The 10,122-nt window shown below is 72.3% G+C and carries 11 protein-coding genes; 8 read left to right on the forward strand and 3 right to left on the reverse strand.

The genetic code is table 11. The annotated features are described in order from the left end of the window. From ACR9ZG_RS15680 to ACR9ZG_RS15690, 3 genes are all read left to right on the forward strand, one after another. Positions 1 to 852 (forward strand): ABC transporter ATP-binding protein (locus ACR9ZG_RS15680; RefSeq protein WP_481285782.1); only part of this gene is annotated, 852 nt, incomplete at its 5' end. After that, a complete protein-coding gene (locus ACR9ZG_RS15685) occupies positions 849 to 1,826 on the forward strand; it encodes an iron-siderophore ABC transporter substrate-binding protein (RefSeq protein ID WP_481285783.1) in 978 nt (325 codons plus the stop codon). The genes ACR9ZG_RS15680 and ACR9ZG_RS15685, both read left to right, overlap by 4 nt. Then, a complete protein-coding gene (locus ACR9ZG_RS15690; RefSeq protein ID WP_481285784.1) occupies positions 1,823 to 3,880 on the forward strand; it encodes an iron ABC transporter permease in 2,058 nt (685 codons plus the stop codon). Before ACR9ZG_RS15685 ends, ACR9ZG_RS15690 begins: the two co-directional genes overlap by 4 nt. Here ACR9ZG_RS15690 and ACR9ZG_RS15695 read toward each other — a convergent pair. Further along, on the reverse strand, positions 3,825 to 4,694 hold the full coding sequence (locus ACR9ZG_RS15695; protein ID WP_481285785.1) for a class I SAM-dependent methyltransferase: 870 nt from the start codon (positions 4,692 to 4,694) through the stop codon (positions 3,825 to 3,827). The genes ACR9ZG_RS15690 and ACR9ZG_RS15695 overlap by 56 nt on opposite strands. A 71-nt stretch (positions 4,695 to 4,765) precedes the next feature. Here ACR9ZG_RS15695 and ACR9ZG_RS15700 point away from each other — a divergent pair, with 71 nt between their 5' ends. Both ACR9ZG_RS15700 and ACR9ZG_RS15705 read left to right on the forward strand, forming a co-directional pair. Continuing rightward, positions 4,766 to 5,515: a phosphoglyceromutase gene (locus tag ACR9ZG_RS15700; RefSeq protein ID WP_481285786.1), complete on the forward strand. Its 750-nt coding sequence runs from the start codon at positions 4,766 to 4,768 to the stop codon at positions 5,513 to 5,515. A 62-nt stretch (positions 5,516 to 5,577) separates the two neighbouring features. After that, positions 5,578 to 6,024 (forward strand): 2'-5' RNA ligase family protein, encoded by a 447-nt coding sequence (locus tag ACR9ZG_RS15705; RefSeq protein WP_481285787.1) that lies wholly within the window; start codon positions 5,578 to 5,580, stop codon positions 6,022 to 6,024. A gap of 73 nt (positions 6,025 to 6,097) precedes the next feature. Here the strand turns inward: ACR9ZG_RS15705 and phoU are convergent, their stop codons facing one another. Then, the gene (phoU, locus tag ACR9ZG_RS15710) at positions 6,098 to 6,757 is read right to left on the reverse strand and encodes a phosphate signaling complex protein PhoU (protein WP_481285788.1); all 660 of its coding nucleotides are present in this window, start codon (positions 6,755 to 6,757) and stop codon (positions 6,098 to 6,100) included. Positions 6,758 to 6,948: 191 nt separating this feature from the next. Here phoU and ACR9ZG_RS15715 point away from each other — a divergent pair, with 191 nt between their 5' ends. Beyond that, complete coding sequence (locus tag ACR9ZG_RS15715) at positions 6,949 to 8,100, forward strand: sensor histidine kinase (protein ID WP_481285789.1); 1,152 nt, start codon at positions 6,949 to 6,951, stop codon at positions 8,098 to 8,100. Then, positions 8,097 to 8,780: a response regulator gene (locus tag ACR9ZG_RS15720; RefSeq protein WP_481285790.1), complete on the forward strand. Its 684-nt coding sequence runs from the start codon at positions 8,097 to 8,099 to the stop codon at positions 8,778 to 8,780. Before ACR9ZG_RS15715 ends, ACR9ZG_RS15720 begins: the two co-directional genes overlap by 4 nt. 16 nt (positions 8,781 to 8,796) lie before the next feature. On the opposite strand, the gene ACR9ZG_RS15725 is transcribed toward ACR9ZG_RS15720, so the two are convergent. After that, positions 8,797 to 9,297, reverse strand: coding sequence for a hypothetical protein (locus tag ACR9ZG_RS15725; RefSeq protein WP_481285791.1), 501 nt, complete (start codon positions 9,295 to 9,297; stop codon positions 8,797 to 8,799). 181 nt (positions 9,298 to 9,478) lie between these two features. Here ACR9ZG_RS15725 and ACR9ZG_RS15730 point away from each other — a divergent pair, with 181 nt between their 5' ends. Continuing rightward, entirely contained in the window at positions 9,479 to 9,961 is a 483-nt protein-coding gene (locus ACR9ZG_RS15730) for a CarD family transcriptional regulator (RefSeq protein ID WP_021763858.1), read from the forward strand. The last annotated feature ends 161 nt before the right edge of the window (positions 9,962 to 10,122 follow it).

Genomic DNA, 10,122 nt, shown 5'->3' on the forward strand with positions numbered 1-10,122 from the left:
GCCGCGGACGCCGCACGCGTCGGGCTGGCGGCGCAGGGCATGACGATCGCCTACGACGGCGTCGACGTGGTGCGGGAGGCCGACCTCCACCTCCCGGCCGGGCGCGTCACCTCGCTGATCGGCCCGAACGGCAGCGGCAAGTCGACCCTGCTGCGGTCGATCGCCCGGCTGAAGGCGCCCAGCGCCGGCCGTGTGGACCTCCACGCCGCGGACGGGACCGCGGAGGACGCCCTCGCCCTCTCGCGACCCGCGTTCGCCCGCAGGGTGACCCTCCTCGCGCAGAGCCGCCCCACTCCCGCCGGGCTCAGCGTCCGCGACGTCGTCGGCTTCGGCCGGCACCCGTACCGCGCCCGGCTGCGCGGCACGGACCCGCACGGCGCGGCCGCCGTCGAGCGCGCGATGGAGCTCACGGGGGTGACCGGCTTCGCCGACCGCGGCGTGGAGTCGCTCTCCGGCGGCCAGCTGCAGCGCGTCTGGCTGGCCTGCTGCCTGGCGCAGGACACCGACGTGCTGCTGCTCGACGAGCCGACCACCTACCTCGATCTGCGCTACCAGGTCGAGATCCTCGACCTGGCGCGAGAGCTCGCCGACCTGCACGGCGTGACCGTCGGCATGGTCCTGCACGACCTCGACCAGGCCGCCGCCGTGTCCGACCGCGTCGTCCTGCTCTCCGAGGGCCGCGTCGTGGCGGCGGGAGACGCGACCGCGGTCTACGACGCCGACCTGCTCACGCGCGTGTACGGCATCCGCATCCACGTCGAGCACGACCCCCTCACCGGCGTCCCGCGCACGCGGGCCGTCGGCAGCCATCACCTCCGCAGCACCACGCTCAGAGCCGAAAGGACCCCATGAACCTCCGCCGCCTCCTGCCCGCCGCCGCCCTCGTCGCGGCCGCGACCATCGCCCTCGCCGGCTGCGGGACGACCGAGCCCGCCGCCGACGCGCAGGGGACCTCCGGCGCGCTGACCGTGAAGGACGCGCGCGGCGAGAAGGTGTCGCTCGACGGGCCGGCCGAGCGCGTGGTCGGCACCGAGTGGAACGTCGTGGAGGCGCTGCTCACGCTGGGCGTCGAGCCGGTCGGCGTCGCCGACGTCGCCGGTTACACGGCGTGGGACACCTCCGAGAAGCTGCCGGAGGGCACCAAGGACATCGGCACCCGCGGCGAGCCCAGCGTCGACACCGTCGCCGCGCTGAAGCCGGACCTGGTCGTGGCCACCACCGACCTCTCCGACTCCGCCATCGACCAGCTCGAGAAGATCGCCCCGGTCGTCGTCGTGCGCTCCGCGGACGCGAGCAAGCAGTTGCAGCAGATGGAGGACAACCTCGAGCTGATCGCGAAGGCGACCGGGACGGAGGACGAGGCGGCCGACGCGATCGACGCCTTCGACGCCGCCCTCGCCGACGGCAAGAAGAAGCTCGCGGACGCGGGCCTCGACGGCACCCCGGTGGCCTTCGCCGACGGCTGGCAGCAGGGCGGCCAGGTCAGCGTGCGCCCGTACGTGAAGGGTTCGCTGATCTCGGACGTGAACGCCGAGCTCGGCCTGACCGACCCGTGGACGCTCGAGGGCGACGAGGCATACGGTCTCGGCTCCACCGACGTGGAGGGGCTGACCGCGCTGCCGGCCGACACCCGGTTCGTGTACATCGCCAACGACACCGACGGCGACCCGTTCGCCGACGGACTCAAGGACAACGCGGTGTGGACCTCCCTCCCGTTCGTCACCGCGGGCCACGCCTACCGGCTGCCCGACGGCATCTGGATGTTCGGCGGCACCGCGTCGATGACGCAGTACGTCGACGCCCTCGTGAGCGCGCTGACGAAGTGACCGACGTCGCCCGCCGCGGCGGACGGCTCGCGCTGCTCGCCGCGGCCGCGGTCGTCGTCCTGCTCGCCCTGGCGGCACTCCACCTCAGCCAGGGCACGGCGGCGGTCACGCCGAGCGCGATCTGGCGCGCGATCGCGGGGCTGGGCTCGGCGTCCGATGCGACGCAGGCGGATGCGGTCCTCATCGCGTCCCGCCTGCCGCGGCTCGTGGCCGGGCTCGTGGTCGGCGCGTCGCTCGGCGCGGCGGGCGCCGCCCTCCAGTCCGCCTCCCGGAACGTGCTCGCGTCGCCCGACACGCTCGCCGTCAACGCGGGCGGGTACCTCGCGGTCGTCGCCGTGGCCGCGTTCGGCGTGACGCTGCCGGCGCTGTCGTCGGGGGCCGTGGCCTTCGCGGGCGGGCTGATCGCCGCCGCCGTCGTGCTCGGCCTGTCCCGCGCGGGCGCCGGCCCGGTGCGGCTCGTGCTGGCGGGTTCGGCGCTGACGCTGGCGTGCAGCGGGATGAGCGGGATGCTCCTCCTGCTGTTCCAGCAGGAGACGACCGGCCTGTTCGCGTGGGGCAACGGCACCCTCGCGCAGACGGGCCTCGGGCCGGCGCTGCAGCTGCTGCCGGTCGCGGTGATCGCGTTCGCGGGCCTCCTGCTGCTCGGGCGCCGACTCGACATCCTCGCGATGGGGGATGAGGGCGCCGCCGTCGTCGGCGTCAACCCGCGCGTCACCCGCAGCATCGCGGTCGTTCTCGCCGTGCTGCTGGCCGCGGTGGCGGTGACGCTCGCCGGACCGATCGCCTTCGTCGGGCTCTGCGCGCCGGCGATCGTGCGGCTCATCGGCTCGCGGGTCCCCGGACTGCTGCGCCACCGGGCGTTCCTGCCCGCGTCGGCCGTCATGGGTGTGCTCGTCGTCCTCGGCGCCGACGTGCTCCTGCGGGCGCTGTTCGGGGCGGAGGCCGGGGTCGCGGTCCCGACCGGCATCGTCACGACGGTGTTCGGCGCGGCGGTGCTCGTGTGGCTCGCGTACCGGTCGCGCGACAGCAGCTCCGAGCCGGAGGGCGCCGCGTTCGTGAAGCTGCGCGGCCGCCGGGCGTTCGTCCTCGCGCTCGTGCTCTCGTCGGTCGCGGTCGTGGCCGCCGTGATCGCGGCCGTCCTGCTCGGTGACGCGCGCCTCCTCCTCGGCGATGTATGGAACTGGGTCACGGGCAACGCGGGGAGGGTCGTCTCCTTCGTGCTCGACACGCGCCTTCCGCGCGTGCTCGCGGCGCTGCTCGCGGGCGCCGCCCTGGCGCTCGCCGGCACGATCGTGCAGGCCGTGTCGCGCAACCCGCTGGCCGAGCCTGGCATCCTCGGCGTCGTCGGGGGAGCGGGCGTCGGCGCGGTGGCGGTCATCACCGTCGTGCCGCTCGCCTCCTTCTGGCTGGTCGGCGGGTTCTCGCTGCTCGGCGCCTCCGCCGCGGCCGCGCTCGTGTTCGGACTGGCGGCGCGCCGGGGGCTGGAGCAGAACCGGCTCGTCCTCATCGGCATCGGCGTCTCGTCGGGCGCGACCGCGCTGACCAGCCTGCTCATCGTGCTGACCGACCCGTACAACGCGGCCAAGGCGCTGGTGTGGCTCTCCGGCTCCACCTACGGGCGCACGTTCCCGCAGATCCTCCCCGTGCTGGTGGTCCTCGTCGTGGCGGTCCCGTTGCTGGCGGTCGCGCACCGCCGGCTCGACCTCGTCGGGCTCGATCCGGACACGCCGCGCCTCCTCGGTGTCGCCCTCGGCCCGACGCGGCTGTGGCTGCTCGCCGTCTCGGTCGCGCTCAGCGCGGCCGCGGTCGCCGCGGTCGGCGTGATCGGGTTCGTCGGCCTGGTGGCCCCGCACGCCGCTCGCTCGCTGGTCGGGAGGCGCAGCGCACGCGTGCTGCCGGTGGCAGCCCTCCTCGGGGCGGTGCTGGTCAGCGTGGCCGACACGGTCGGGCGCACCCTGATCGCCCCGGCTCAGATCCCGGTCGGGCTCACCACCGCGGTCATCGGCGCGCCGTACTTCCTGTGGCTGCTGTGGCGGTCGCGGGCGGAGGCGTGACAGGGGCCACCGCCTCCCACGCCACCGTCAGCTCGCCGAGCCGCCAGCGCGAGCGGCCGCCGACGACGGGCCAGCCCGCATCGCGCATCCCCTCGGCGACGGCCATCCAGCGCTGCCTCGGTCCGTAGGCGGCCAGGGGCGAGTGGATGCGCCAGAGCCGGTCGAGCTCCTGCAGGAACGCGTGCACGCGCTCGCCGGGCACGTTGCGGTGGATGAGCGCCTTCGGCAGCCGCTCGGCGACGATCGACGGCGCCTCCAGCCCGGTCAGCCGGAGCGACACGGTGAAGGTGCGCGGCCCCTCCTGGCCGAGCGCAACCCACGAGCAGATGCGCCCGATCTCGTCGCAGGTGCCCTCCACGAGCGCGCCGCCGGGCTGCAGCCGCGCGAGCATCCGCTCCCAAGCGGCACCCACCTCCGCCTCGTCGTACTGGCGCAGCACGTTGAAGGCCCGGATGACGGCCGCGCGCCTCCCGTCGGGCAGCGGCACCTCGAACCCGCCGACCGCGAACCGGATGCGCGCCGCCGGGTCGAACGAGGTGCGGCCGGCGCGCACCTCGGCGAGCTGCTCGTCGGCCGTGCGCACGCGGCCCGGGTCGATCTCGAGGCCGACGACCTCGACGTCGGGGCGCGCCTTCGCCAGCCGCTGCTGCAGCTCCAGCGCCGTCACCCCGCTCGCGCCGTACCCGAGGTCGACGACCAGCGGGTCGGCGGTCCGGCGCAGCAGGGGGAGGGCGGCGATCCAGCGGTCGACCCGGCGCAGCCGATTCGTGTTCGTCGTGCCGCGCGTGACCGTCCCGACCGCGCCCGATGCCATGCCACCAGTGTGACGCATCCGGTCCGGAGCCTGGTCCGCAGCAGCGCGGCGGGGCCGGTAGATTGGAGGGCATGGCCGCCCCCTACACCTTGATCCTCCTCCGCCACGGCAACAGCGAGTGGAACCAGAAGAACCTCTTCACCGGCTGGGTCGACGTCCGGCTCAGCGAGCAGGGCGTCGCCGAGGCCAAGCGCGCGGGCGAGCTGCTCGCCGAGTCGGGGCTGACCCCCGACATCCTCTACACCTCGGTGCTGACCCGCGCGATCCAGACCGCGAACCTCGCGCTCGAGGTCGCCGACCGGCTCTGGATCCCGGTCGAGCGCTCCTGGCGCCTCAACGAGCGCCACTACGGCGCCCTGCAGGGCCTCGACAAGGCCGAGACGCTCGAGAAGTACGGGCCGGAGCAGTTCCAGCTCTGGCGCCGCTCCTTCGACGTGCCGCCGCCGCCGCTCCCGGACGACGCCGAGTGGTCGCAGGTCGGCGACCCGCGCTACGCGGGCCTCGGCGACGAGCTGCCGCGCACCGAGTGCCTCAAGGACGTCATCGCGCGCATGCTCCCGTATTGGGAGTCGGACATCACCGGCAGCCTCGCCGAGGGCAAGACCGTGCTCGTCACCGCGCACGGCAACTCGCTGCGGGCGCTCGTGAAGCACCTCGACGGCATCTCCGACGAGGAGATCGCCGAGCTCAACATCCCGACCGGCATCCCGCTGGTCTACAAGCTCGACGAGGACTTCTCGCCCCTCGAGCCGTCGTACTACCTCGACCCCGAGGCCGCCGCCGCGGGCGCCGCCGCGGTCGCGAACCAGGGCAAGAAGTAGCCGCCACGCCCCACACCCTCGTCGTCGTCGCGTTCCTCCCGGAGCGCGGCGACGACGTGTCTGTGCTGCATGCGTCCGCGCCTGGCGCGTCCGTCCCGTCCGAGTTCGCGACGTCGGACTGGCCGCTGCACGTGACGCTCGTGCCACCCTTCGAGACGGTGCTGGAGGCGGAGGCCGTCGCCGCGCTCATCCCGCGCGTGCCGCCCATCCCGATCGTCGGCGGGCGGCGCGAGCGGTTCGGTTCGCACGGGACCGTGCCGGTGACCGTGGTGCGCGACTCGGAGCCGCTGCGCAGCCTCCATGTCGCCCTGGTCGATGCCCTGGAGGCCGCGGGCGCGACGATCCGCGATCAGCGTCACATCCGCGACGGCTTCCGGCCGCACGTGACCGACCAGCGCGCCGGCGCGCTGCACCCGGGCCAGCACGCGACGATCACCGCGGTCTCGGTCGTCGCACGCGCCCCGCACGGCAGACGCACCGTCGCCGCCCGCGTCCCCCTCCGCCCGTAGCCGCCGAGTACAGGAAAAATGCCCCGAATCGCGTGGATTCGGGGCATTTTTCCTGTGCTCGGCGGCTGGCGGCTCAGTTGGTGGTCAGCTCCGGGGCCCAGTCGCCGGTCGCGAGGTACTGGACCTTCTTGGCGATCGACACCGCGTGGTCGGCGAAGCGCTCGTGGTAGCGGGAGGCCAGGGTCGCGTCGACCGTGTCGACGGCCTCGCCCTTCCACGTCTCGCCGAGCACCTTGTCGAAGACGCTGATGTGCAGTTCGTCGATGTCGTCGTCGTCGTTGCGGATCTCGTCGGCCAGGCGGATGTCCTGGGTGCGCAGCAGCTCGACCAGCTTCTCGGCGATGGCCACGTCGAGGCGGCCCATCTCGGCGAAGGTGCCGCGGAGGCTCTTCGGGACCACCTTGTCCGGGAAGCGGTACCTGGCCAGCTGCGCGATGTGCTCGGCCATGTCGCCCATCCGCTCGAGGGAGGCGCTCACCCGCAGCGCCGTGACGACGATGCGGAGGTCGCGCGCCACCGGCTGCTGGCGGGCGAGGATCTGGATGGAGAGCTCGTCCAGGAGCACGGTCGCCTCGTCGATGCGGTGATCGTTGGCGATGACCTCCTCGGCGAGCGAGACATCGGACTCGTTGAAGGCCTGGGTCGCGCTGCGGATGGAGCGCACCACCAGCTCGGCGATCTCGACCAGCCGGTCCTGGACTTCAGCGAGCTCCTGCTGGAAAACTGCGCGCATGGGTGTGATCCTTCCTGGCGTGCGGGCGCACGCGGGATGACGGGTCGACTGACTCCGCTCGGAATGCTCTCGGGCACAGGTTAACGAACGGTGCCGTCCACCTGAACACTGTCTAACGTACCCGCGAAAACACGCGGCAGAACGGGCATCCCGGCATTTCACGCGTCGGGCCATCGCCTACGCTTACCGGTATGGACTCCGCCTGGTTGGTGCTGCTCTCGCTGGGCCTGGGGCTCATCGTCGGCGCCGGGTTCGTGTGGATCCTGCACATCGCCGAGCGGCGTGGCAGCCACGCGGCGCAGGTCGTCAATCCCGCCGTTCCGGACGGGGTGGATGCGGTGCTCGACGCGATGGAGTCGGCCGGCGTCGTGCTCGACCCCTCCAACAACGTGGTCAAGGCCTCGCCAGGCGCGCACGCGATCGGCCTGGTCTGGAACGCCGCGCTCGTCCATCCCCGCCTGGTGGAGATGGTGGATGCGGTCCGTCGCACCGGAGAGCCGATCACCGCGGAGTGCGAGCTGGCCCGCGGCCCCTTCGGCGAGGCCAACATCCACCTGAGCGTCCGGGTCGCGCGGCTCGGCTCGCGCTATGTGCTGCTGCTCGCGGAGGACCGCACGGAGTCGTTCCGGCTCGAGTCGGTGCGGCGCGACTTCGTCGCGAACATCAGCCACGAGCTCAAGACGCCGATCGGCGCGGTCAGCCTGCTGGCCGAGGCGTTGGACGACGCCTCCGACGACCCCGACCAGGTCCGCAGGTTCGCCCTGCGGCTGAGCGAGGAGGCGTCGCGCCTGGCCCGCATCACGCAGGACATCATCGAGCTCAGCCGGCTGCAGGCGACCGACGTGCTCGGCAACGCCGTCCTGCTCTCCGCCCACAAGATCGTCAAGGCGGCGGTGGACCAGAACCGGGTCGCCGCCGAGGCGCGGGGGATCGAAATCGCGATGCGCGGCGACAAGAAGGCCGAGATCATGGGCGACGAGAAGCTGCTGGTCACCGCCGTCGACAATCTCATCTCCAACGCGATCCAGTACTCGCCGGACGACTCCCGCATCGGCATCGGTGTGCGCGACGTCGACGGCGTGGTGGAGATCGCGGTCACCGACCAGGGCGAGGGGATCCCCGAGGAGGACCTCGACCGCGTCTTCGAACGCTTCTTCCGGGTCGACCAGGCCCGCTCCCGCAACACCGGCGGCACCGGACTCGGGCTGTCGATCGTCAAGCACGCCGTGCAGAACCACGGCGGCGAGGTGCGCGTGTGGTCGCAGCCCGGCCGCGGCTCCACGTTCACGATCCGGCTTCCGGAGGCCGCCGTCATCCGCCCCGCGATTGGAGACAACCCGTGACATCCATCCTGCTCGTCGAGGATGAGGCCGCGCTCAGCGAGCCGCTCGCGTACCTGCTGAAGCGCGAGGGCTACGAGGTGACCGTGGCCGAGGACGGGCCCACCGCGCTCGCCGAGTTCGACCGCGTCGGCCCGGACCTGGTGCTGCTCGACCTCATGCTCCCGGGCATCCCCGGCACCGAGGTGTGCCGCGAGATCCGCACCAGGTCGAACGTGCCGATCATCATGCTGACGGCGAAGGACTCCGAGGTCGACATCGTCGTCGGACTGGAGCTCGGCGCCGACGACTATGTCACCAAGCCGTACTCGTCGCGCGAGCTGCTCGCCCGCATCCGCGCGGTGCTGCGCCGCCGGGTGGAGGCGGAGGAGCTCGCCGACGACGGCGTCCTGGAGGCGGGCACCGTCCGCATGGACGTCGACCGGCACACGGTCGCGGTCAACGGGGCCGAGATCTCCATGCCGCTCAAGGAATTCGAGCTGCTGGAGCTGCTGCTGCGCAACGCCGGACGCGTGCTGACCCGCGGTCAGCTGATCGATCGGGTGTGGGGGAGCGACTACTTCGGCGACACGAAGACGCTCGACGTGCACATCAAGCGCATCCGCTCGCGCATCGAGGAGAGCCCCTCGGAGCCGCGGATGCTGGTGACGGTGCGCGGGCTCGGCTACCGCTTCAACGCGTAGCCGGCCCGGCCGGGCGTCACTGCGGGGCGGGCAGGATGCTCGGCGGCACCAGGCTGGAGTACTCGGGGAGCCCGCCGGAGAGCACCGGGACCTTCACCTCGACGCCGGTGTTGTCGCCGTACTGGAAGAAGACGGGGAAGAGCCCGCCCGGCTTTCCGCCGAACTCGGGGAAGAACACGTTGCCGGACTCGGCCTCGGGGTCACTGCCGACCTGCTTCACCTGGCCGGGCTGCACCGTGACGTAGGCGCGCGACGAGGCGGAGTCGCCCGCCGTGACGGCGACGCGGTGGCTCTTGGAGTCGGTGTTGACCAGGGTGACGACCAGGCTGCCGACGGTGTCGTCGTCACCGGTCACGATGATCGCGTTGCGCACGTCGATGGAGCCGACGCTGCCGCTCACGCCGTCGCTCGCGTCGTAGTGCTTCGTCGTCGCCTGGGGGGCGACGAGTCCGCAGCCGGCGGTGCCGAGGGCGACGGACAGAGCGAGGACGACGGACGCCGCGACGCGAGCTTTCACTTGGCAGGACCCTCCTGATCATTCCGCCGGAGGGCACGGTTCTGCCCTGATCACAGCGGGGTTTTCGGTTCGATCCTAGCGTATGCGCGTGGGCGATCCCGGCCCCGCGGGAGGCGTGAGGGCGAACCTTAGCATGTGCCTCGTGTGGTATCCTATTCTTTGCTGAAGGGACAACATATCTATGCTTTTCGAGGTTGGCGAAACCGTCGTCTACCCCCATCACGGGGCTGCAACGATCACCGAGGTCAAGAAGAGAATCATCAAGGGTGAAGAGAAGCTGTACCTCAAGCTCAACGTCACGCAGGGCGACCTGACCATCGAGGTCCCCGCCGAGAACGTCGACCTCGTCGGAGTGCGCGACGTCATCGGCAAGGAGGGGCTCGACCGCGTCTTCGAGGTGCTCCGCGCTCCGTTCACGGAGGAGCCCACCAACTGGTCCCGCCGCTACAAGGCCAACCTCGAGAAGCTGGCCTCGGGCGACGTCATCAAGGTGTCGGAGGTCGTGCGCGACCTGTGGCGCCGCGACCAGGACCGCGGCCTCTCGGCCGGCGAGAAGCGCATGCTCGCCAAGGCCCGCCAGATCCTCATCTCCGAGCTGGCGCTCGCCGAGAAGACCGACGACGAGAAGGCCTCGAGCCTGCTCGACGAGGTGCTGGCCTCCTAGCCTTCACCCACCACTGCTCCAGGGCCCCGCGCCCACCGGTCGCGGGGCCCGCGACGGTTCCGGCGCCCCGACCCCCCCCCGGGCGGGAGCACAGGGCCCGACTACGGCCGAGACGCCCCAAGAAGTGCCCAGTAGGGGGCGGGGAGGGGAGCCGCATGACC

The sequence above is a fragment of the Leifsonia sp. KNZ12-8B genome (assembly GCF_056755495.1).